The following is a 22,636-nucleotide window of genomic DNA, read 5'->3' on the forward strand; positions in this document are numbered from 1 at the left end:
GACCCAGAAATGACTGCCGCACCGGGATTACAAGGGCTTTCAGACACTGTTATTCATGACGAGGTCGTGCCCGCCCGGGCACCTTGGCTTTATCATATCGCCGCCGGTCAATCCCTCCGCATTGTCGATCTGGAAGGCAATCAGGCGGTCGACTTCCTGCTCTATTGCGCCGCCGACGATGCCGAACGCTACAGCGCGCAGGACACCGTTGCGATGCAGGGCAATCTGTTCCTGCGCAAGGGATCGGTGCTGCGGTCGAACGAAGGGCGCGCGATGATGACCATCACCGCCACTTCGGTCGAGTATCACGACACAATTGGCGGGGCTTGCTCCTGCGAATCCAATATGCTGCGCTACGGCCATCACACCAAGTCGCAACATGCCTGCGTCGAGAACTTCCTCGAAGCCAACCTGACTGAGGGGCGCAGCAAGCGGGACATTGTCTCCAACATCAATTTCTTCATGAATGTGCCGGTCATGGAAGACGGTTCGCTGGGGATCGTCGATGGCATTTCGGCCCCGGGGCTTACGGTCGATCTGCGCGCCGATATGGATGTGATCGTCGTGGTGTCGAATTGCCCGCAGATCAACAATCCCTGCAACGCCTTCAATCCAACCAAAGTGCGGATGATCGTCACGGCATGAGTATAACGACGGTACTGGTCGCAAACCGGGGGGCAATCGCCACCCGGATTATCCGCACTCTGCGCAGCATGGGCCTGCGTTCGGTGGCCGTTTATTCCGAGGCCGATGCCGGTTCGCTGCATGTGTCGCAGGCGGATGTGGCCGTTTGCATCGGTCCCGCACCGGCGACAGAGAGCTATCTTGATGTCGCTGCGATCATCAATGCGGCGAGGGAAACCGGCGCCGGCTTCATCCACCCCGGCTATGGCTTTCTGGCCGAGAATGCCGAATTTGCCGAGGCCTGCGAAGCCGCCGGCATCGTGTTCGTTGGCCCCACGCCCGAGAACATGCGCACCTTTGGCCTCAAGCACAGCGCCCGCGCGCTGGCGGCTGAACACGGCGTGGCACTCGCACCCGGCACGGGACTGTTGACCGATGCCGACAACGCCGCACAGGCAGCCAATGAAATCGGCTATCCGGTAATCCTGAAAGCCACCGCTGGCGGCGGCGGCATCGGCATGCGGATCTGCGAGGACGAAGCCGCCGTGCGCGAAGGCTTCGCCGGTGTCGCGCGTCTCGGCGCCGGAAATTTCGGCGATGCAGGCGTGTTCCTCGAACGGTATATTTCCCGCGCGCGCCATATCGAAGTGCAGATTTTCGGCGACGGGGATGGCCGCATAATGCCGCTTGGCGAACGCGATTGCTCATTGCAGCGACGCAATCAGAAGGTGGTCGAGGAAGCCCCCGCCCCGCAACTCTCCCCGGCAGTGCGCGAAGAGCTGATCGCTGCGGCTGTCCGCCTTGGCGAGGCTGCCCGGTATCGCTCTGCAGGCACTGTCGAGTTCCTGTTCGATGCCGAACGTCAGGAATTCTTCTTTCTCGAAATGAACACACGGCTTCAGGTCGAGCACGGCGTCACTGAGGAAGTGATGCGCATCGATCTGGTCGAGTGGATGGTCCGCGGGGCGACGGGTGACTATTCGTTCCTGAATGGCGAACCGCCGGAGCCGCGCGGGCACTCTATGCAGGTTCGCCTGTATGCCGAAGATCCTGCACTCGACTATCGCCCGACCACCGGCACGCTCGTCGCACTCCATTTCCCCGAATCCATCCGTGCGGAGACCTGGTGCGAGGCCGGCAGTGCGATCAGCGCATGGTACGATCCGATGATCGCCAAGCTGATCGTTCACGGCGAAACGCGGGACGCAGCCAAATTGGCGATGCAGGCGGCGCTCGACGAAAGTCACCTGGACGGTATCGAGACCAACCTGCGCTGGCTGCGCGACGTTGTGCGCAATGAGGATTTCGCGTCAGGGCAGGTTTCCACCAAGCTGCTCGAGACGATCGAATATAATCCCCGCAGCGTCCGGGTGGTCTCCGGCGGCACTGCCACCACCGTGCAGGACTGGCCCGGCCGGCAGGGCCTGTGGGCGATCGGCGTGCCCCCCTCCGGTCCGATGGATGATCGCTCCTTCCGGATCGGCAATCAGCGGCTCGGCAATCCGGAGGATGCCGCCGGGCTGGAGGTTACCTTCACCGGACCGACCCTGTATTTCAACGCGCCAGCACGGATATGCCTTGCCGGCGCCGATTTCGGTGCCCGACTGGACGGCGAGCCAGTTGAACGGGGCATCCCTGTTGACATCGGCGCGGGTCAGACACTCTCGCTCGGGCGCGTTTCTGGCGGCGGCATGCGTGGTTATATCCTGTTTGCAGGCGGGCTTGAGGTTCCGCCCTATCTCGGCAGCCGCAGCACCTTCGAGCTCGGCCAGTTCGGCGGCCATGCGGCGCGGCGACTGCTCGCCGGTGACACGCTTCACCTGGCGGCAAACGACATTGGCACGCCCGCACCCGTGGAAGCGGCGCCGGACTTCGGCAATCGCTGGACGCTGCGAGTCCTCTACGGCCCGCACGGCGCGCCGGACTTCTTCACTGAGGAGGATATAGACGCGATCCTCAAGGCAGAATGGCAGGTGCACTACAACAGCAACCGCACCGGTGTGCGGCTGGTCGGGCCAAAGCCGCAATGGGCGCGCACCGACGGCGGCGAAGCTGGCCTGCATCCGTCGAACATCCACGACAATCCATACGCCATCGGCGCGGTCGACTTCACCGGCGACATGCCGATCATCCTTGGCCCGGACGGCCCGTCGCTCGGCGGTTTCGTCTGTCCCTTCGTGGTGATCGCGGCGGACCGCTGGAAGATCGGGCAGCTCGCCCCCGGCAACCGCCTGCGTTTCGTACCCGTCACATATGATGATGCCATTGCGGCCGACCGCGCACCGTTGACGCAGATTACGCAGGAGCCTGCCGCCGCTGCGCCGGAACGCGCGATCGCCGCGCTTTCGCCGATCCTTGCCGACACACCGGCGCAGGGACTGCGTCCGCGGACCGTCTATCGCCAGCAGGGCGACCGCAATATCCTGGTTGAATACGGGCCCATCGTGCTCGACATCGAACTGCGCATCCGCGTGCATGCGCTGATGACCGTGCTGGAAAGCAAGGCCCTGCCGGGAGTGATCGACATCGTGCCCGGCATACGCTCGCTGCAACTCCATTTCGACGATGACGCGCTCGACCAGCGGGGCGCACTTGCCGCGCTGATGGAGGCCGAGAACGAGCTTGGCGATCTGGAGGATTTCACCATCCCGTCGCGGATCGTCCATCTTCCACTCAGCTGGCGCGATCCGGCCACCATCGAGACGATAGAGAAGTACATGGCGGCGGTGCGTGATGACGCGCCGTGGTGTCCGGATAATATCGAGTTCATCCGCCGCATAAACGGCCTGACAGACGCCGATGCGGTGGAGGATGTGATCTTCGATGCCAGCTATCTGGTGATGGGCCTGGGTGACGTTTATCTGGGCGCGCCGGTGGCCACTCCGGTCGATCCACGTCACCGGCTGGTCACCACCAAGTACAATCCCGCCCGCACCTGGACCCCGCCCAATGTCGTGGGGATCGGCGGCGCATACATGTGTATCTACGGCATGGAAGGCCCCGGCGGTTACCAGCTGTTCGGTCGCACCATCCAGGTGTGGAACACCTATCGCCAGACCGACGCCTTCGTGGAGGGCAAGCCGTGGCTGCTGCGCTTCTTCGACCAGATCCGTTTTTTCAAGGTGAGCGCGGAAGAGCTGGTCGAATGGCGCAGGGACTTTCCCAATGGCCGCCGGTCGATAGAGGTCGAGCACTCGGAATTCCGCCTGGCGGACTATCGCGCCTTCCTGGCCGAAAACGCCGATTCAATCTCGGCCTTCCAGAAACAGCGTCAGGCCGCTTTCGATGATGAACGCGCGGAATGGCAGCGCAACGGCGAATTTGATCGCATTTCGGAACTCGCCGATGATCCGGCAGCAGGCACTCTTGCCGCCCCCACGATCGAGGTGCCCGAAGGTGCCGACGTGATCGAAGCGCCCTTCGGGGGAAGCGTCTGGAAGTTGCTGGTTGCCGAAGGTGACGAGGTCCAGGCGGGCCAGATCATCGCAGTAATTGAGGCAATGAAGATGGAATGCCCACTGGAAAGCCCCGGCAGCGGGACAATTTCCGCGCTCTACATCAGTGAACGCCAATCGATAGAACCGGGCGCTCCGCTGCTGGCGCTGACGCGCTCATGACGGCACTGGACCGGCAAAGCGCAGGCGCGATCGCGGCACAGGTAAATGGCGGCAAGACCACTGCGCTCGCCGTGGCGGAAGAAGTTCTTGCCCGCCTTTGCGCCTATGATGCGGTGCAGCCGCGGATCTGGATCAGCCGCGCCGCGCCAGAGGACATTCTCGCCGCCGCGCGCGCCGTGGACGCGCGTATTGCGCTGAAAGAACACCTCCCGCTTGCGGGCGTGCCCTTTGCCATCAAGGACAATATCGACGCGGAAGGGTTCGAGACGACTGCAGCCTGCCCGGCCTTCGCCTATACGCCAGCCGCATCTGCCAGCGTGGTCCACAAGCTGGTGGAAGCTGGCGCGATCTGCATTGGCAAGACCAATCTGGACCAGTTTGCCACCGGACTTGTCGGCGTGCGCAGCCCATATGGCATTCCGCGCAATGCCTATAACCTCGCTTATGTCAGCGGCGGATCAAGCTCGGGTTCGGCGGTCGCCGTCGCGGCGGGCCTCGTCGCATTCTCGCTGGGAACCGATACGGCGGGATCGGGCCGGGTGCCTGCTGCCTTCAACCACCTGGTCGGACTGAAGCCGAGCAAGGGGCGGTGGAGCACGCGCGGCCTGGTCCCCGCCTGCCGGACGCTGGATTGCATCACCGTATTTGCCGACAGCGTGGCAGACGCGCGCCTGGTGGACAATGTAATCGCCGGTTTCGATCCGGCGGATCCCTTCTCGAAGCCGCTATCCGACCGCCCGCTCCAGCCCCGGCGCATCGGCGTGCCGCGCCGCGATCAGCGCGCATGGTTTGGCGACAGCCAGTCCGAATATCTCTACGATGCGGCGCTCACCCGGCTGGGCAAAGATGCGCAGATCGTCGAGCTGGATATCGCGCCGCTGGATGAGGCGGCGAGCCTGCTGTACAGCGGCCCGTGGGTGGCCGAGCGAACCGCAGCCATCGCAGAGCTGCTGGGCAGCGACCCGGATGCCATCGATGAAACTGTCCGCCGCGTGGTTGCGCCCGGAGCAGACATCACGGCGGTGGAATTGTTCAACGGCATCTACCGTCTCGCCGAACTGCAGCGCCATGCGGATGAGATGTGGCAGCAGGTCGACATGCTGGCCTTTCCCACCACCGGTACCACGTACCGGGTGGCGGAATTGCTGGCCAGCCCGATCGCGCTGAACAGCAATCTTGGGCGCTATACAAATTTCGTCAACCTGCTCGACATGGCCGCAATTGCCGTGCCGACCGGCGTCCGCAGCAACGGCACCGGCTTTGGCATAACGCTGATCGGCCCGGCCAGTACCGACATCGGCCTGATGTCGGCAGCCGAAACCTACCTTGCGGCGGCGGACCTGCCCGCTCCGCCCCCACTCGATTTGGAGGGAAGAATGGAAAGCGTGAAACTTGCTGTCGTTGGCGCGCACCTGAAGGACATGCCGCTGCACTGGCAGCTGACTTCGCGCGATGCACGCTTCATCGGTGCGTTCCAGACCGCGCCCACCTACCGCCTTTACGCCATGGCCGACAGCGTGCCGGCCAAACCGGCGCTTGTCCACAGCGAGGACGGGTCCGGTATCGCAGTCGAAGTCTATGAGCTCGACGTTGCCGCCTTCGGAAGTTTCGTTGCCGAGGTTCCTGCGCCACTGGCCATTGGAACGGTCACGCTGGCCGATGGCAGCAGCGTGAAAGGCTTCGTCGCGGAGCCTCGCGCGACGGTTGGTGCAGAGGATATCACCGATCTTGGCGGGTGGCGGGCCTACATTGACAGGGGCTGAGGCCGTGCCTGACGCTGCCGGGCGCAATTTTGGCACTTTAAGTTCGTTATTACTCTTGACGCGTTCGTTAATATCGATAGCCTGACCAGCAACAGAAACATAAGAACACGTTTGCCGGGAGAGATTCTTTAGGAGACCGGGCCGATTGTCGGTCTGGCCATACGGAGTCCGCCGATGAATTACGCACGGAACGACGACACGAGGCTCGCAAATTGTCAGCCCCCCGTCCTGCGTGCGACGGTTCGGATCTCCAGACTCTCGAAAGCGGGGTAAGGACGATGGACGGTGTTCTGGTAGGCAAAAGGATCATCGGGGCACAGGCTCCGGTAACCATTGGCTGGGAAAACATTCCGCGCGTTGAAGGCGGTCCGGTGAAGCGCTTTATCTTCACCTATTTCCAGCCGGTCATGTTCTTCGCGGCAATCCTGTTCTGGTATTACGCGCCCAATTCCATCGCCGTGGCATCAACAGCGATCGGCATTGGCATCGCCTTCAGGGTGCTGTTGCTGGCGCTCGAATGGGTCAACCCCCGCCACAAGAGCTGGACCCTGACCTGGAAGGAACTGATTACCGACCTCTTCTATGTCGGCCTCGGCTACACCGTCCTGCGCATGGTCGATGCCTACATTGGCGATGGCGTGATTATCGATGCAATCCTGAGCTCCTATGACTGGAGCAAGCTGGACTGGTTCACCAGCATGCCGCTGCTGCTGCAGGCGATCCTGATCTCTTTCATGTTCGATTTCGGCCAGTACTGGATGCATCGCGGCATGCACAACTGGTATCCGCTGTGGGCGACCCATGCCCCCCATCACTACATTACCCAGTTGAACATCAACAAAGGCGCAGTCGGCAATCCGATAGAGCTGTTCCTGATCGGTTTGGGCATCGGCGGATTCTTCGATTTCCTGCCGCGGGCCGTACTGCTTGCAGGCGCATTTGGCATGACTGTCAGCATTTACCAGCACATCAACGTGCGGTTCAACACACCGGCCTGGTGGCGCTTCCTGTTCAACACGACCGAGCACCACAGCGTGCATCACTCGCAGGACTATGAAGCGACGCGCAGCAATTATTCCGGCACCTGGATCATAATCGATCGCATGTTCGGCACCTGCATCGATGGCGAGGCGGAGCTGCTGGGGATGGAAGGTGGCCGGCGCATGCCAGTCCACGAGACGATGCTTTACACCCCCAGGGAATGGTACCGGGCCGGTCGCAAGTGGCTGCGCAAGCGCTTGCCCCAGCCCACTGCCGTTCCTGCCGAATAGGCCCAGGCCGCACCTCGACCAAGCCCCTGTAACGCGTTTGCCAGCCGCTTTTCCCGCTCCCTGAGCGCGGAAAGCAGGCTGACGCATGCCCGGTAACCTGCTGGAGAATGTCCAAGTGAAACTACCCCTGATCGAACGGATCTGGCATGTGGACGGCTCGCTGGAGCTTGATCCGCCCCGGTCTGCGGCAGATGCGTTCGACAGGCTCAGCCCGCTGCTGGAGGCGAGCGGCACGACCTTTGAGATCGACGGCGATACGCTGACATACACCAAGGAAAATCCCGCAGCGCAGGACAAGCTGGCGACCTTCACCCGCGGTACGCTGCAGCTTGTCGAGCAATCCGGCAGATCAAAGCTGTTCTACAAGCTGTCCAGCCCGGCATTGCTGATGTGCTTTCTGGCCCCGTTGCTGTTCCTCGGCTTTGCCCAGGCCATGATCCTGATCAACGATCTGGAGAAGCCTGCAACCGAAGCCAGGGCGGATGCCGCCGAAGAGGATGAGCAAGAGGACGAAGTAAAGCCACTACACCCGCTCGATGTGTTCCTTGGCGCGCCCGCGCCCGAGAAACCTGAAGACAAGAAGGAGGAGGAAGAGGACGAAGACAAAGGCCATTCGCCCACTCCTGCCTATGTCTTCGCCGCGCTTTTTGCCGCACTTTACGTGGTAGGCCGCATTCTCGAGCCGTGGCTTGTGCGGCGGCATTTCAGCAAGGCATTGTCCGGCAATCCCGAATTCAGCGATGCGAAGAACACCCAGCATACCGGGGCGCAACACCCCAGTTGATCCACCCCTTCCACCCATCACGAAAACCGCGGACCCGGATCCGCCCCAATTGCAGCGCGGCCAGTGCCAGCTGAACGGAGACTATCAAATGATCACCCTGCACATCGAAGACCTCAAGGGCGAAACGCGAGCCATCACAGTATCGCCGGAAGGATCGCTGATGGAGGCCATCCGCGACAACGGCTTTGAGGACTTGCTGGCTGCGTGCGGAGGCTGCTGCTCTTGCGCCACCTGCCATGTGGTGATCGATCCCGCGTCCGTTCTTCCATTGCCCGCCATGGCCGCCGACGAGGACAGCCTGCTAGATGGATCGGATCATCGGCAGGAAAGCTCCCGCCTGTCATGCCAGATCCCGTTGAGCAGTGAGCTTGACGGACTGAAGTTGCGCATCGCGGAAGCGGATTGAGCGGCGCGAGGCATTCCGCCCACGCGACCTTCACAGCCGGGATTGGCATGCAAGAAATCCCCCTGTCGCCCCGTCAGGAGTTCGTGTGCCTGATCGCGAGATTCGATTACATTTACTTATCAGCAACTTAAATGGTGGAGCTGTCAGTCTAATCGCAAATCGTCTCCGATCGGCGCAGCTATCGCTAGGGCGTCAGACCTCAGGCCATGAGGTTCTGCCACTCGGCCAGGGCGAGCGAGTGGCAGGTCTTGCAAGTTCGTCGGTCGACGAGGTGGCGTTGCGGGCTGGTGGGTTTGCGAGTTCTGGGCATGACAACTGCCCTGCCCTCGTCCGCTCACTTTTCAATCAGGTGCGTTTGGTCTGACAGCGCCGGCACCAGCCTTGCTTGCCCGCTGCCGTCTCCTCCTCCGGATGACATTACCCTCGTGACCGGTCCAAAGTCCTCCAATGGCAGCGAGGCAAGTGCGTTTACGATCGGATATTGGGTAGGCATCTGTTCCCAGCTTGCACCGCGGAATTCAAACTTCCCTTCACCTCTCTCTACCGACCGGATTTCCGTATCCGGGCCATCGGATGCTGTAATCGTGAGGTAATGTGCATCCGATGCCTGGGGATCACCCGTGGTGGGAACATATTTTTCAAACACCATTGGCATTGGCGATGGTGCCGAGGCTGCCTCTTCGAAGGCGGCAGCCTGGAAATCGAAGAAGCGGTGGCCATCCCAGGATGCCGTGCATCGCCATTGCTCATCGCGTTCGGCAGATACCGAAATATCGGCAAATATCTTTGACCAACCCAGCTCTTCGCGCCCCGTGATGATCGGGTCAGCCATGTTCTCCCACACCACGGGGACGAAGTAACCTGACTGCTGTTTCTGACGCTGCATCCAGCGTGCTGGTATCCGCACCATCAGGATGTCATATCCACGCCCCGCAAGCCATCCGATGTTGTGGAAGCTCATGACGCAAACTTCGAGGCGGGCTTCTTCGCCGAGCACCAGACCTTCAGGCAGGAATTGCGCCAGTTGATCCGGATCGGTCCGAGCGGACATGGTGCAGGCCGCAATCTCCTTTTCGTAGCGGCGGTGGCGCTGGTGAACAGGAAGGTTGCGAGGGCCGGGAGCATACCCGAAGCATCGCGGCATGCGATATTTCGGGTCAAGGCCTTCATCCTGTTTCGGCATCAGTGCTCAACCCTGTTTGGCCTCAAGACTTCTTGCTCGATATTGCGACCACCTGCTGATCGATTGCGCCAAATGGCGCTGCACCAGAGGTTGCGCGCGCTTCCATCCGCACCTTGTCACCAAAGCGCATGAAGCCGGTCTTGGCCTTTCCATCTGCGATCATCTCGATTGCGCGAACTTCGGAAATGCAGCTTGACCCGACTTCGGCATAGTTGACGTTGGACACTGTTCCAGATCCGATGATCGTGCCTGCCACCAGATCGCGGGTCAGGGCAGCATGGGCAACAAGCTCGTGAAAGCCGAATTGCATCGCCCTGCCGTTGGCGTGACCGAATGCCTTGCCATTCCATTCTATGTGCAAATCCAGCCCCACCCGCCCGTCTTGCCAGGCTGAACCCAGCACTTCAGGCGTGACCGCAAAGGGCGCCATCGAACACGCGGGCTTGGCCTGTACCCAGCCAAAACCTGTCTTCATCTCGACCGGGGCGATCGCGCGCAAGGACCAGTCGTTGATCTGAACGATCAGCTTGATGTGCTTCAGCGCATCGTCTGCACTGGTTCCCATCGGGACATGGTCCACAATCACGCCGAACTCGCCTTCGAAATCGATGCCATCATCCTCGCTTGGGAGGGGCACGTCGTCGGTCGGGCCATAGAAGCGATCGGACATGCCCTGATACATCAGGGGCCGATCGGATTCGATCGGATCGTGGCCAAGAGCGATCTGCATCAGGTCGGCATGGGTCGGGAAAACGGAACCATCGAGCCATTGCCATGCCCGCGGCAACGGTGCGGTAAGCGATGCCGGATCGAGCAGCTGAGGAAAGTCACTGACTCCGGCGGCGGCCTCTACGAAAGCCGGCCAGTCCTCAATAGCTTGCTGCAGGGTTGGCAGAGGTGCGGCAGCAAAGCGATCATATGCGGGAGACACCAGAACAAGGCGCCCGTCCCGCGTCCCGTCGTGCAATGTAGCAAGGATCATCGTCAGCCTTTCAGCGCGGGATCGAATTCACCATCGATCAGGATGAAGGCGATGCGGCAATTCTTGTCAGAGCGATTGGCCCAGCCATGGTTGGTGCCGCGCTGGATCACGATGTCACCCGGACGAACGGTGGTTTCGCCCTCGTCCATGATCAACACGACTTCGCCTTCCAGAACGATGCCGTAATCGATCGTCTCCGTACGATGCATATGGGCATGGCGAGATTCCTTGCCGGTGAAGGATGATGCATCGGCCGCACCAATCTCCGCAAAATGCGCCTTGGCTTCCTCGGGCGTCATATCCTTGAAGCTGTCATCGTCCGGCGGAATATCCAGCACACGAATGCGCGTGCCGTTTTTTGGCGCGGCGAGCAGGATGCCGTCTTCGTCTGGCTCTCCCGATGAAGCGTCTATCGGAGCAGGCGTGGCGCGTGTGTTCCATACCTCATGGAACACCGGCCCGGTTGCACCGCCAACCTGTTTGTAACGCGGAACCGGGCCATCCTCCTGGATGATCGCTTGCCCGCTGGCGTCATGGCCGGTGACAATGCGCCGGGTTGGTCCTGTCATCATGGTTTCATCCTCTCGATGTGCTTTTACCGCGCAAGCGGCTTCATGTCTTGGGTGCGGGCGGCGGCGTGAAGAGGAGACCGCGCGCTTTGAGTTCTGCCTGCGCCTCTTCCTCGCGCGCCAAGGCGGCCTGGGCGCAGGGCCTTTGCGAGGCGCATACATAATGTTGCTGCAGCGCCGGATAATCATCTGCTTCGAAACCTGCACCGGTTATACGGAACCATATCCACCCAAGATATGCGTCAAGGATCGACCATTCCTCCCCCAGCATCCATGGCTGGCCAGCCAATCGCTGCTCCAGCGGAGCAAGCTGCATTGTCAGACCCTCTTCCGCTTTCGCCCGGATGCGCGGAGCATCTGCAGGGTCAGTCGATATCATCGGCGACATCACGAAGCGGGTGACCAGCGGGTGCAGATCGCTGGAGCAACGGAAAAGTTCGGTAAGTATGCCTGCTCGTCCGGCGGCATCATCTGGCTGGGGCAACAGACCAGCATCGGGATAAGTCTGCGCCAGATAGCTGAGGATCGCGCCATTTTGCACGATCACGCCATGCTGGGTTTCCAGCGCAGGAACCTTGCCCGAAGGGTTCACTGCCAGAAATTCCGGCTTGCGGTGTTCGCCCGCCATGAAAGCGATGAGGCGGGTTTCGAACGGCAAGCCGATCTCCTCCAGCGCGGTCAATGTCACGCGGGCGCAGGTTTGCGGCGCGAAGTGGAGGATGGGCGAAGCGCTCACAGTCATTTCCCAGCCACTTCTACCGGCAGGCTGGAAATCGCCCACAGCGTGTTGTTTAGCCGCCTGACCGGCTCTCCTGCAATCCGAATGGAACTGGCTTGCCGGGCAAATTCGGCCGCTATCAGCTCACCCTCCAGCCGGGCGACCATCTGGCCCAGGCACTGGTGGATGCCGAAACCAAAGCCGACATGCCCGCCTGCGGGTCGCTCGATCCGGAATTCATCGGGACCGTCCCATTTGCGGGGATCGCGATTGGCGGAGGCGAGGAAAAGCAAGACCTTGGCACCTTCGGGAATAGTCGTGCCAGCAACGTCCACATCGCGGGTTGCGGTGCGGAAGAAAGTCTGCACGGTCGAATCCCAGCGCAGGCTTTCCTCAAAGGCGCGCGTCGCCAGCTTCGGATCGGCGCACAGCTTGGAAAATTCTTGCGGATACTTGCCCAGCGCCAGCATGAGGTGGCTAATACCGTTCACCGTCGTATCGACGCCTGCGCTGAGGAAGGAGCGGACCAGACGAGGCGCATAATCCGGCGGCAAGCCAGCCTCGGTAACGGCGTCATACACCGCCATGCCCCAACCACCCGGCTTCAGATTCTCGCGCTTGCAGGCCTCTTCCACCCAGGCGATGGAATCTTCCTTGCCGATCAGGCTCTGCTCGAAAACACGGTTGCGCGGTCCGAACCCGTTGAACACGATGGTGGCATATTCGATCAGTTTTTCGCGGCCTTCATCCATCAATCCGATCGTGTCGGGAAACACCTGCATGGGGAATACTTCGCCCAGGTCGGTTGCCGCATCGAAGCGGCCCCTTTCCACCAGGCTTGCCACCAGCGCCTGCGCCTTTTCCTGCCATAGCGGCCGCAACTCCTTGAGCGCTTTGAGCGAAACGATCCTGCTCATCAGCTTGCGTGTCTGGCTATGCAGCGGCGGATCGGTTTCCAGCAGTAGCGAGGGCGCGCGGAAAGGCTCTTCCTTGGCAAAGTCGGCAAGACCCACTCCGCGCGCTGAGCAGAATGTCTCATGGTCGCGCAGCGCCGCCTGCACCTCTTCAAAGCGCGCCATGGCATAGACCTGGTATTTCTCGAGCCACACCACGGGGCCGGCATCACGCAACCTGCCGTGATGAGCGAAGGGATCTGCCAGAAACTCTTCGTCGAAGGGGTCGACTGTGAGGTGCGGAACGGAGGCTTCGAACAATCCCATTGCTTAACCCAACATCGCTTGGATGCGGCTGCGGGTCACCAATGCGCCAAGCACGCCGCCATACAGCACCTTGAGGACAAATGCAGGAACGGGGGCAAGGATTTGTATACCACTCAGCCACAATATCGCGGCCCATATGCCCGCACCGAGGACCATTATGATCAAGCCTAGCAGGATGGCGCGGGTAAGCAGGCTGCCGGTGCTGGCAACATGTCCCAATGCAGAAGTGACCTTTCCTGCAAGGATCGCCTTTTTCGTCAGAAGTGCAGGCACCAGGCTGGCAAAGAGAGCAACAGCGAAGCTCTGCGGCAGGAAGTCGAAGGCATAATTACCGATACCCCAGACTGGCACGGCAGCCCCAAAGCCGAACACGCCAAGGAAGAAGGCGGCACTGATGGCTGCATTAATGGCTGCGCTGATGACCGTTTCACGCGCGATATAGAGGCTTGGTGAACCCACGGCCGTCACGAGGTGTGAGTGTCCAAAGTCTCGGCAAACCAGTCAGAGATCAGGTCGCGCCCATAACTCATATTATCCGCACCGACATGCTCCACCCCGCCTTCGCGCGCGGTGAAAATCACCTTCTCCCGGCGCGGCGAATTGGTCAGCTGGTCATAGAGATCATCTGCATAGGACGGGCTGATCTGCCGATCATTTGCGCCGTGCGTGACCAGAAACGGCACGGTAATGCGGTCCATGTGGCCGTTCAGGTTCATGCCCGAAGACTTTTCGAGGAAGTCGTCCATATCCTCGGCCCCGAACGCCCAGAACACATGCGCCCAGTAATGCGGCACGGGATTCTCTCCCTCGCGATCCCGGCGCTTGTCCTGAACTTCGCGCCAATTGTGGTTCGCGCCCCACACAGCCCCGCTGGCAAAACGCGGTTCATAGGCGACAGCGCGAGGAGCGAAATGGCCGCCAAGGGAGATACCGGTCATCCCGATCCTGGCGCTGTCTACTTCTGGTCTGGTTTCCAGCCAATCGACCGCCTTGGAAGCCCAGCTCTCTGAATGCGGATCAACCGGCAGGCCCTGAAGCCGCAAAGCTTCGCCAGTGCCCGGCTGGTCTACACATAGCGTGGAAATCCCGCGCCGCGCCAGCTCTTCGGGAAGCCGCGTCCAGTAGAGCATCTCCTTGTTGCTATCGAGGCCATTGCAGAACACCACGGCAGGCTTTGCGCCTCCGCCCGGTGCCCGCGTCCACAAGGCTGGCATCGTGCCGTTCACAAGGGGGATTTCGACCCGCTCGCGATTGAGCTTGCCCAGTTCGGTTGAGCGATCGAATGCACCCCGTGCGCGAGCGAAGGTTTCCGCGCGGCCGGGATGGCCATGGCCCTGCATGCGCTCGCCCACGAACATGTAGAGCGATGCACGCTCAAGCTTGTTTGAAGCGGAAAAATTGCGGCCCTTCGCCTCATCCTCATTTGCTAGTTCGATCAGCTTTTCGGCCATGGCGACCCATTGCTTCATGAACTGCGGCGTGCCTGCATCGGCGCCGCTGTCAGCAGCATCCTTGATCGGCTGGCACATATCGACGATTTCACCGATCTGCCCGCCGCTCTCCAGCGCGATGGCGACCGAGAGGTTCCAGATGTAGTTGGGGAAGTATTCAAACAGGGCCATGCGTTCAAACCTCTGCCGGCTTGAACAGGCATGGATCGGGCGCGGGTTTGGGCATGGTCTGCGGACCGCCCTGGCCAATGCCCCACTGATCCATGACCATCGGTGCAGGCTCATGCACGATGCCCTGATGGCTTTCGAAATCGACGTTTTCCAGTTCGGAAGTGTACTCCACTGCAAATCCGGCGGGCGTAGTGAAGTATGTGAAAGTGTTGTTGCCCGCCGTGTGGCGCCCGGGTCCCCAGCGCAGATCAGTGCCGCGCTTTTTGAGGCGGCTAGCACCGCGCATCATGTCATCCAAGCTCAGCATGTCATAGGCGACATGGTTGAGGCATGGAGGACCGGGCAGGATTGCCAGCCGGTGATGCGCCTCATTACAGCGCAGGAAGCACATGAAATCACCCAGCCAGTCGCTGACCTTGAAGCCCAACACATCGGTGAAAAACTTTACCATCGCCTGATGATCGGGCGAATGCAGCACGATATGGCTGATCTTCACCGGCATGCCTTCCCAGCGCTCCATGGCACGCTTTTCCAGCTTCTTCACATCGGCCGAAATTTCGAACGGCAAGCCGTCAGGCGAAAAGAAGCGGAAGCCATAGCCGCCGCCGGGAGCGTCCAGGTCGCGCGGGGCGTGAATGATCTTGCAGCCTGCATTTGCCACCTTGCGATGCAGATCCTCCACATCAGCGCGGCTAGCCGCTGCCAGCGCGATCACTTCTACGCAGTCGGTGGATGACTTGTGCAGGCGAACAACGTGGTGCTCGTCGTGGCCATGGGTCTTGAACCAGGCCATATCATCTTCGCTGGCGACTTCGACAAGTCCCCAGTCATCAGCATAGAACTTACGCTCGGCATCGAAGTCCTCGACACCGTACCCGACATAACGAATTTCGCTGACGCGGCTCATAGCTTATTCCTTGTATCTTCAGATGGGTTCGGCGGTGACTGCGAACATTTCCGCAGTGGCCTTGGCATTGTCGACCGGCGGCCCCTTGCCCAGCTGCCCGTGGCAGATGGCAAGCGAGCTTTCGACGATGTACTTGCAGCGTTCGAAACGGCGATCACGATAGGCCATGAAAGCATCTTCGGGCGTGTCGTGCGCGGCAATTTCCTCGGCCAGCACGATGCTGTCCTCGATCGCCATGCCAGCGCCTTGCCCCAGATGAGGCGTGGTTGCGTGGACAGCATCGCCCAGCAGGACCACGCGGCCCGAATGCCAGGCGCCGTAGAGCATCATCGCCTCAAGCGGGCGGTAGACCACGCCGTCATTGTCGGTGATCTGTGCCGCCAGTTCGCGGATTTGCGGTGCCGTATGACCGATAACCTTCTCGCGCATGCTCTGCGCAAGCTTATCGTTGTCATAGCGCGGTTTATCCGGCTCCGGCGTGGTCACGTACATATACATCAGGTCTTCATTGATCGGCACCAGACCGGCACCTATCGGACCATTATAGGCATGCAGCGCGTCGAGATCGGCAGGCCGCGGGAAGTTGTAACGCCATACGGCCTGTCCGGTAAATTCAGGGCGCGGCGCATCGGGCATGATCTGCCCTCTCGTGTCGGAATAGACGCCGTCAGCGCCGATCACGAGGTCGTAGCTGTCTTCGCTATCGTCGGAGAAGCGGACCCGCACCTGATCGTCGCGATCGTCGATCTCTTTCGCAGTGATCCCCAGCCGGACCTCGGCACCATCAGCAACGGTGCGTTCGCCCAGGATCTTGTGCAGAGCCGGACGGCCGATGCCCATGCTGGCAGGGTATCCCTCGACCAGCGGCGGTATCGGAATAACCGCCACCTGCGTACCATCCGGCATATGCACGGCCACCTTGTCGAAAGGCACGCCGGACGCGACATAGTCCTCCAGCAGATCGAGCTGCTTCATCGCTCGGATCACATTGGCCTGCTGGATGATACCGACGCCGTAGACGGCCCAGTCGGGGTCCTTTTCGATGACCGTCACATCGTGCCCGTCACGCCGCAGCGCGATGGCCGATGTCAGGCCCCCGATGCCTCCGCCGATGATGAGGATTTTCAGCTTCTTCATGGCTCAGAACGTGTCCAGATCGTTGGCGATAACCACCGGACCGTCAAAATTCTCGGCAATCTGACGCAGATATTCGAAGTGCACCGGATCACCGCGTTCGCGGCCGGAAAAATGGGTCACAACAACTGCCCCGACACCCGCTCTGCCGGCCATTTCCCCGACATCACGTGGCAGCAGGTGATGGTCGCGCAGATGACTCTCCATTCCCATCAAGACCGGTTCCGGCATATTGGGCGCATCACGCCGTAGAAGCCTGATCGTCTCGTCGACATCCATCATTTCGGCGACGAGCAAATCAGCGCCCTGGGCCAATTCTTCCACCGCTGTGCTGGGGCCGGTATCCCCAGTGTAGACAATGGAACGCCCAGGCAGGTCAAAGCGGTAGGAAAGCGACTCAAAACGCTCGGCCAGTCCGCTATCGGGCGCAAAGCTGTAATGGGTATTGTTGCGGGCGCTTATGGTCATGCCGGCATATTGAAGACTTGCGTGATCGCGCAGTTCGACGACCTCGACCATGCCCGCAAGGTCCCGCGTAGCTGCTCCCGCTACGCCATAGCCAGCGGTATTGCCGGGGACCATGGAGGCAAGCAGCCCGTCAACCAGATCAGCGGTCCCAGGGGGGCCGTAAACAAGCAGCCCGTCCGGCGCATTCGTCTGGAGGCGAAGACCAAGAATACCAGCCAGACCGGCGGTATGGTCAAAATGCAGGTGAGTGATGAAAACGGCATCCAGCCTGTTCGTTGGAAGGCCCACTTTGATCAGTTGGCCGGCACTGCCATCACCCACATCAACAAGGATGTTCTTGCCGCCGGCAATCAGCAGATTGGCAGGCTGAGAGCGGGTGGAACTGGGCACCGGGCCGGCTCTTGTACCCAAAGTGATCCAGCGGCCGGCATCGGCAACCACTGCCTCGTCTGCAGCCGCTTCGCCATGATGTTCAGCGTGGAGGGGCATACTGGCCAGCGCGAGTGCGCTGGCCAGTGCGAGATTACGAATATGCATAATTCATTCCGATCAGAAAGTTACGCGGGCCCGCAGACCATATGTTCTGGGCGGTTGATAGACACTGGCCACAACATTACCCGCACCGGTCTGCACGAGTGACGTAATCACTTCATCAGTCAAATTGCGAATGTAGGCGGTTAGCGACCACGTCTCGTCAATGTCAGAGAATGTCAGTGCCGCATCCATCGAGAAATCACCGCCAACCCTGCTTGCAGGAATATAGTTGAAGCCGACTTCCCTGCTGCCACGATAGCGCCCGTCAACGGTGCCGATCAGCAGGAAATCGCCGATCTCAACGGTCTGGTTGATACCGAAATTCGCTGACCATTTGGGCGAATTAAGCGCCTGCTTGCCCGAACAATCAATATCGAAAGAACGGTTCGGGTCTGTTGGTCCGGTGGCAATCTGGGTTGAAGTACAGCCCGTTACCGGACGCAGGAAGTTGAGCGGATCTTCTTCAGGGTCTGAAAGGTCGACCTGATTATACAGGAAGCTGTCATAGGTTGCGTCCAGGTACTGGACACCGCCATGGAAAAGCGTGGTCTCCGTTGCCAGGAACTGGAAATCAATATCCACGCCCTTGATTGTCGATTTGCCGACATTGCGGGTGTAAAACGCGTTGTTGCCATCGCTGTCCAGACCCAGCGCAGCAAGCTGCTGACCATCATATTTCCAGTAGAACAGCTCGACATTGAGTTCGAGCCGGTCATCGAAGAAGCGGTTCTTCGAACCAATCGTGAAGGCGTCGATAAACTCGGGGTCATAGGTTTCCTGACCACGAGCAATGTTGAAGCCACCGGCGCGGAAACCGTTCTCAAAGCTGGCATACAGAAGACTGTCTGGCGTGATGTCATACTCAACGGCCGCCCTAAAGGTAACCTGACTGTCGCCGTCCGATGCATTGATCGTGTTGGGGGTGATGATCAGCAGTGCGCCCGGTGTAAAGGGTGCGACCAGCGGACCGTAAGGGAAGACCTGGCCCACGCCGTCAGGGCCATCGGGATTGAATGCGGCAATCGGCTTGAGCGGGAATAGTGACGGATCGAGCTGGCTCAGGGTATCTTGCAGCGTCAGGCCAACAGGCAGGGTCGGAACCTGTGGGCAGAAAGGTGCCCTGCCCACCGGCTCTTCCAGGCAAATACCTGCTGTGGCGGTCGCCGATGCATCGAGTGAGCGGCTTTCATCCGTATAGCGGATGCCGCCCACAAGTCGCAGGCTGTCGGTCAGGTGAAAGGTCGTGCGCCCGAACAGCGCGAGCGATTCAGTCTGGGAATCAAACGAGTTGTGCGAGACCGTGGCGAACTGGTTGAACGAGTTTACACCCACCACCTGTTCATCGAAGTAGAACATACCGGCGATCCAGTCGACCGGACCAGCTGAACCAGACAGCCGCGCTTCGATGCTATATTGCTCGGCCTTGTCCTTGTTGATCGCAGCCTTGAAAGGCGGTCCGTTGAACTGGTTATCAAGTTCCGATCGGCGATAGGCAGGTATGACCACCAGATCCACTGCGCCAAGATCAAAATTCATCTCGGCATTGACGCCGAAATAGCTGTCATCGCGTGAGGGATAGGCATAGCCAACGAACGGTGAATGGAGCGGCGCGCCAGCGACACTGCTGGCGAAGGCCAGAGTTTGCGGCGCATGCAGGCCGGTAAAAGGGGCGGACACATCCGCCGGGGCAGCAATGAAATTCCAGCCCGGAACAGGAAGGTCATTCCTTCCCGGCTGGAATGGCGATGCGAACCCGTAATTGCCAAGAACCGTCGTACCAGGACCAATGCCCTTCTGGGTGGAATAGTCCACCGCCAGGCGTACATCGACACTGTCACTCAGTTCCGCAAAGATCTGACCTCGCATGGCCACATCCTGCGCATCATTGGTCCCGTCCGAATAATAGCCATCACGGTCGCTGATCGTGCCAGCCATACGAACGGCCACATTATCAGTGAGCGAAGCGTTCAATATGCCGGTGAGTTCGAACGCATTATAATTGCCATATCCAGCCGAGATGGAACCGCTGTTTTCACCAAGCCGGGGCTTGTTTGGAATGACGTTGATTGCACCGCCGGTCGCGTTGCGCCCATAAAGCGTGCCCTGAGGGCCTTTCAGGATTTCCACGACACCCACATCGAGGAACGATGCAATCGTCGACGACGGGCGACCGATATATACGCCGTCAATATTGAAGGCGACAGCGGGATTGGTGTAGCCATTGTTAGTGAAGTTACCCACGCCGCGCACGAAATAGCCGGCATTGGCGCCGCCACCCGATGTAACGTAAAGTGCAGGAGCAACCTTGCCCAGCGCTGTGGCATCTGCAACGCCCAGCCTTTCAAGCTCGGTTCCCGTGGCTGCATTGATGGCGATGGCAGCATCCTGCAGCGATTCTTCACGCCGCTGCGCCGTCACGGTGATGGTGTCCAGACCGCCAGACTTTGGCTGTTCGGAGTTCTCGGCTTCGGTATCGCTTGCGCTGTCCTGCGCCAGCGCAGGCTGGGCAAACATGACCAGGGCGACCGCTGATCCGACCAGAAGTTGGGTTTTCATTAATCCTCTCCCATTTTTTGATTGCCCACTTATGAGCACAATCGGGAGTATCTGAATAATGAATTGATTGAATTGATCCTATTTGAAATACAAATTCGATAAGGTGGAGCATGGTTTCTCGCCCTGGAATCGACTGGCCTTTTCCTACCTATCCGCCTCACTCATCTCAGCCGCTTCTTCGCGCAGAAGGCCAAGCAACCAGGCGATCCCCCCATCGTTGCGGCGCAATTGATGCCATTGCGCGAATTCGCTGATCCCCGGCCCCGGAACAGGCAATGGATGGCACGATAGGGGATAGCGACGCTGACAAAACTTCGCGTGCCGCCTGTGCATCAGGGCGATCCTGTCCGTGCCGATCACCGCACCAGGCAATGCAGAGAAGCTTGGCACCTCAATCGCAGTCTTGAGATCAAAATTTCGTTCGCGAAAGTACAGATCGACAGTGGCCGGCCGGCGCTCCTCTCCAAAAACAGCCTTTGCAAAATCCGCCTCGAGGAAACCCTTCTCGTCGATAGTGTCCCTGAAACGCCCCTCCGACCAACAAACTACGGAATCCACGTCTTCAAAAAGTATCTCGGAAGGGTGATCCGGGGCCAAATATTGTGGAACGGTAATCATCAGGTCAATCTCGCCTTTCTGAAACAAACGGCCACCAGTTGGGCCGGTCAGCGAAATTTCGAAGCGAAGATCAGGTGCGATCCTTGCCGCCTTCGCAAGAGCAGAAGCCAGGAGGACATCGAAAACGTAATCCGATGCCAATATCTTGAAGCATCGGTGCGACGAGGCCGGATCGAACCCTTCGCCCTGAATGATCCGAAATCTTGCAACGTTGAGAAGTTCCGTCACTGCTGGCGCAAGCTCTTCGCCAAGAGCCGTGGGCACCATCTCGCGCCCGACATTCATCAGCAGATCATCTTCGAAATAATCGCGCAGCCGGCCAAGCGCAGCGCTGATTGTGGGCTGGCTCAGGTTCAACCGCCGCGCCGTTTCTGTAGTGCTGCGGCATTCGAGCAGGACCTCCAGCGCGGCAAGCAAATTCAGATCAAGCCCCTCAAAGCGCATTCGTCATTCCTCCTCCGCTCCTTCATCAGTCTATTACAAAATATTATATTAAATATTTAATCAATTCATTTTTCGAATTTGTTAGCGCGAAATATTCTTCGGGTCCGGAGGCAAGATACCTCGGCGGACCAACGGAGAGGGACAAGGGCCAATGCAAATCGACGCCATCCATCATCTGAAATTCGCCGTCGCCGATCTGGATCGGCAGGCAGTTTTTGCGCACGACTTTGGCCTGATTACGGCAGAGCGGACAGACGAACGGCTGGTTTTGCGGACGCGTGGCGGCCCACAACAGGATCGGGCTCGGCACGATAGCACCAATCGGGTGCTGTCAAAGCAAATGCACTTGAAGGCAAATGGGTGTCGTTTGGCCATGTGCCAACTTTTGAAATTGGCGCAAGACTGCGATTCTGAACCTGGTGTCAGCAGGTCAATGAGGCTCAAATCGGGTTGGGTGCATTTGCTTTGACAGCACCGGCCGGCCGGTTTGCGAGGTCTGGGCATCACCCTGCCCTACCCGATCACGCGCATTTCGCTAGCCGGTGCATTTGCTCTGACAGGACCGGCGTTGGGGAAGGCAGGAGGCCGGACGGTATGCGCCTTTAATTCCGATCAACTAAAGGACATGCTCGCGTAGAAATTCAATAGGAGAAGTATTTAACCTTGTCGAATTTCTGATCGTTAAATAAGAAATTCTGAGCTGACAGTTTTGAGAATGATCGAGGTTAGCCGAACCTTCGACAGAATAGACACCGATGATTTGCTCAATCGATGGTAGCGGAGAGATTTGGTTGGGCAGAAGCTTGCCGGTGATTCCCAAGCTTTCTAGCTCCTCACCATCCTTGCTGGGCGAAAAAGAAACCACGAAGGTCGGCGGTTGGCCGATTTCGAAGTCCTTTGGTTTGCACCTCTTGGAAATTAAATCGAAAGTGTATTCCCCATTACCTAGATCGTAGACAGCTACATAAGCAGCGAATTGCTCTTCGCTAATCCAGCATTTGCTCGGCTCGCCATACGAGCGATAGGAATAAGAATTCCCCGATCCCGAACAGGCTAAGAGCATAGCGGAGAGGCCAAGCGCGAAAGTGTATCCGTATCGCATCAGAAGGTGCTGTCAAAGCAAATGCACTTGAAGGCAAATGGGTGTCGTTCGGCTAGGTACCAACTTTTGAAATTGGCGCAAGACTGCGATTCTGAACCTGGTGTCAGCAGGTCA

Annotated in this window: 20 protein-coding genes; 6 read left to right on the forward strand and 14 right to left on the reverse strand. The window is 59.5% G+C overall.

Translation table 11 applies throughout. The annotated features are described in order from the left end of the window. Window positions 1-9 precede the first annotated feature (9 nt). From GRI32_RS05335 to GRI32_RS05360, 6 genes are all read left to right on the forward strand, one after another. A complete protein-coding gene (locus tag GRI32_RS05335; protein WP_160590152.1) occupies window positions 10-645 on the forward strand; it encodes an urea amidolyase associated protein UAAP2 in 636 nt (211 codons plus the stop codon). After that, window positions 642-4,241, forward strand: coding sequence for an urea carboxylase (uca, locus tag GRI32_RS05340; RefSeq protein ID WP_160590154.1), 3,600 nt, complete (start codon window positions 642-644; stop codon window positions 4,239-4,241). Before GRI32_RS05335 ends, uca begins: the two co-directional genes overlap by 4 nt. Beyond that, window positions 4,238-6,004, forward strand: coding sequence for an allophanate hydrolase (atzF, locus tag GRI32_RS05345; protein WP_160590156.1), 1,767 nt, complete (start codon window positions 4,238-4,240; stop codon window positions 6,002-6,004). Before uca ends, atzF begins: the two co-directional genes overlap by 4 nt. Window positions 6,005-6,282: 278 nt before the next feature. Beyond that, window positions 6,283-7,275: a sterol desaturase family protein gene (locus GRI32_RS05350; RefSeq protein WP_160590158.1), complete on the forward strand. Its 993-nt coding sequence runs from the start codon at window positions 6,283-6,285 to the stop codon at window positions 7,273-7,275. An 85-nt stretch (window positions 7,276-7,360) separates the two neighbouring features. Further along, entirely contained in the window at window positions 7,361-8,059 is a 699-nt protein-coding gene (locus GRI32_RS05355; protein ID WP_160590160.1) for a hypothetical protein, read from the forward strand. Window positions 8,060-8,147: 88 nt separating this feature from the next. Beyond that, the gene (locus GRI32_RS05360) at window positions 8,148-8,465 is read left to right on the forward strand and encodes a 2Fe-2S iron-sulfur cluster-binding protein (protein ID WP_160590162.1); all 318 of its coding nucleotides are present in this window, start codon (window positions 8,148-8,150) and stop codon (window positions 8,463-8,465) included. Between the two features lie 334 nt (window positions 8,466-8,799). On the opposite strand, the gene GRI32_RS05365 is transcribed toward GRI32_RS05360, so the two are convergent. From GRI32_RS05365 to GRI32_RS05430, 14 genes are all read right to left on the reverse strand, one after another. Continuing rightward, window positions 8,800-9,648: an acetoacetate decarboxylase family protein gene (locus GRI32_RS05365; protein ID WP_160590164.1), complete on the reverse strand. Its 849-nt coding sequence runs from the start codon at window positions 9,646-9,648 to the stop codon at window positions 8,800-8,802. 22 nt (window positions 9,649-9,670) lie between these two features. After that, the gene (locus GRI32_RS05370) at window positions 9,671-10,630 is read right to left on the reverse strand and encodes a fumarylacetoacetate hydrolase family protein (protein WP_160590166.1); all 960 of its coding nucleotides are present in this window, start codon (window positions 10,628-10,630) and stop codon (window positions 9,671-9,673) included. Between the two features lie 2 nt (window positions 10,631-10,632). Beyond that, window positions 10,633-11,202 carry a cupin domain-containing protein gene (locus tag GRI32_RS05375; protein WP_337190160.1) on the reverse strand — a complete coding sequence of 190 codons (570 nt, stop codon included), beginning with the start codon at window positions 11,200-11,202 and terminating at the stop codon, window positions 10,633-10,635. Window positions 11,203-11,242: 40 nt separating this feature from the next. Beyond that, window positions 11,243-11,935, reverse strand: a complete 693-nt coding sequence (locus GRI32_RS05380) for a glutathione S-transferase N-terminal domain-containing protein (RefSeq protein ID WP_160590167.1) — start codon at window positions 11,933-11,935, stop codon at window positions 11,243-11,245. Window positions 11,936-11,937: 2 nt separating this feature from the next. Next, window positions 11,938-13,137, reverse strand: a complete 1,200-nt coding sequence (locus tag GRI32_RS05385) for a cytochrome P450 (RefSeq protein ID WP_160590169.1) — start codon at window positions 13,135-13,137, stop codon at window positions 11,938-11,940. Between the two features lie 3 nt (window positions 13,138-13,140). After that, on the reverse strand, window positions 13,141-13,596 hold the full coding sequence (locus GRI32_RS05390) for a hypothetical protein (protein WP_160590171.1): 456 nt from the start codon (window positions 13,594-13,596) through the stop codon (window positions 13,141-13,143). Between the two features lie 5 nt (window positions 13,597-13,601). Beyond that, window positions 13,602-14,759, reverse strand: a complete 1,158-nt coding sequence (locus tag GRI32_RS05395; RefSeq protein ID WP_160590173.1) for an alpha/beta hydrolase family protein — start codon at window positions 14,757-14,759, stop codon at window positions 13,602-13,604. A gap of 4 nt (window positions 14,760-14,763) precedes the next feature. Beyond that, window positions 14,764-15,666: a VOC family protein gene (locus tag GRI32_RS05400; RefSeq protein ID WP_160590175.1), complete on the reverse strand. Its 903-nt coding sequence runs from the start codon at window positions 15,664-15,666 to the stop codon at window positions 14,764-14,766. 18 nt (window positions 15,667-15,684) lie between these two features. Beyond that, window positions 15,685-16,803: an FAD-dependent oxidoreductase gene (locus GRI32_RS05405; RefSeq protein WP_160590176.1), complete on the reverse strand. Its 1,119-nt coding sequence runs from the start codon at window positions 16,801-16,803 to the stop codon at window positions 15,685-15,687. A gap of 3 nt (window positions 16,804-16,806) precedes the next feature. Beyond that, window positions 16,807-17,805, reverse strand: a complete 999-nt coding sequence (locus GRI32_RS05410) for an MBL fold metallo-hydrolase (protein WP_160590178.1) — start codon at window positions 17,803-17,805, stop codon at window positions 16,807-16,809. Between the two features lie 12 nt (window positions 17,806-17,817). Next, window positions 17,818-20,397, reverse strand: a complete 2,580-nt coding sequence (locus GRI32_RS05415) for a TonB-dependent receptor domain-containing protein (protein ID WP_160590180.1) — start codon at window positions 20,395-20,397, stop codon at window positions 17,818-17,820. 105 nt (window positions 20,398-20,502) lie between these two features. After that, window positions 20,503-21,420 (reverse strand): LysR family transcriptional regulator, encoded by a 918-nt coding sequence (locus GRI32_RS05420; protein ID WP_160590182.1) that lies wholly within the window; start codon window positions 21,418-21,420, stop codon window positions 20,503-20,505. 43 nt (window positions 21,421-21,463) lie between these two features. Then, the gene (locus GRI32_RS05425) at window positions 21,464-21,730 is read right to left on the reverse strand and encodes a hypothetical protein (protein WP_160590184.1); all 267 of its coding nucleotides are present in this window, start codon (window positions 21,728-21,730) and stop codon (window positions 21,464-21,466) included. 306 nt (window positions 21,731-22,036) lie between these two features. Continuing rightward, entirely contained in the window at window positions 22,037-22,522 is a 486-nt protein-coding gene (locus tag GRI32_RS05430) for a hypothetical protein (protein WP_160590186.1), read from the reverse strand. Window positions 22,523-22,636 lie beyond the last annotated feature (114 nt).

The sequence above is a fragment of the Alteraurantiacibacter aestuarii genome (assembly GCF_009827405.1).
Lineage (GTDB): Bacteria > Pseudomonadota > Alphaproteobacteria > Sphingomonadales > Sphingomonadaceae > Alteraurantiacibacter > Alteraurantiacibacter aestuarii.

Excerpts from the sequence above, each read along its gene's own strand:
- GRI32_RS05355 (WP_160590160.1), top strand. The coding sequence starts at position 7,361 with ATGCCCGGTAACCTGCTGGAGAATGTCCAAGTGAAACTACCCCTGATC.
- GRI32_RS05410 (WP_160590178.1), bottom strand. The coding sequence starts at position 17,805 with ATGCATATTCGTAATCTCGCACTGGCCAGCGCACTCGCGCTGGCCAGT.
- atzF (WP_160590156.1), top strand. The coding sequence starts at position 4,238 with ATGACGGCACTGGACCGGCAAAGCGCAGGCGCGATCGCGGCACAGGTA.
- GRI32_RS05400 (WP_160590175.1), bottom strand. The coding sequence starts at position 15,666 with ATGAGCCGCGTCAGCGAAATTCGTTATGTCGGGTACGGTGTCGAGGAC.
- GRI32_RS05385 (WP_160590169.1), bottom strand. The coding sequence starts at position 13,137 with ATGGGATTGTTCGAAGCCTCCGTTCCGCACCTCACAGTCGACCCCTTC.
- GRI32_RS05360 (WP_160590162.1), top strand. The coding sequence starts at position 8,148 with ATGATCACCCTGCACATCGAAGACCTCAAGGGCGAAACGCGAGCCATC.
- GRI32_RS05370 (WP_160590166.1), bottom strand. The coding sequence starts at position 10,630 with ATGATCCTTGCTACATTGCACGACGGGACGCGGGACGGGCGCCTTGTT.
- GRI32_RS05335 (WP_160590152.1), top strand. The coding sequence starts at position 10 with ATGACTGCCGCACCGGGATTACAAGGGCTTTCAGACACTGTTATTCAT.
- GRI32_RS05375 (WP_337190160.1), bottom strand. The coding sequence starts at position 11,202 with ATGATGACAGGACCAACCCGGCGCATTGTCACCGGCCATGACGCCAGC.
- GRI32_RS05430 (WP_160590186.1), bottom strand. The coding sequence starts at position 22,522 with ATGCGATACGGATACACTTTCGCGCTTGGCCTCTCCGCTATGCTCTTA.
- uca (WP_160590154.1), top strand. The coding sequence starts at position 642 with ATGAGTATAACGACGGTACTGGTCGCAAACCGGGGGGCAATCGCCACC.
- GRI32_RS05395 (WP_160590173.1), bottom strand. The coding sequence starts at position 14,759 with ATGGCCCTGTTTGAATACTTCCCCAACTACATCTGGAACCTCTCGGTC.
- GRI32_RS05365 (WP_160590164.1), bottom strand. The coding sequence starts at position 9,648 with ATGCCGAAACAGGATGAAGGCCTTGACCCGAAATATCGCATGCCGCGA.
- GRI32_RS05350 (WP_160590158.1), top strand. The coding sequence starts at position 6,283 with ATGGACGGTGTTCTGGTAGGCAAAAGGATCATCGGGGCACAGGCTCCG.
- GRI32_RS05405 (WP_160590176.1), bottom strand. The coding sequence starts at position 16,803 with ATGAAGAAGCTGAAAATCCTCATCATCGGCGGAGGCATCGGGGGCCTG.
- GRI32_RS05420 (WP_160590182.1), bottom strand. The coding sequence starts at position 21,420 with ATGCGCTTTGAGGGGCTTGATCTGAATTTGCTTGCCGCGCTGGAGGTC.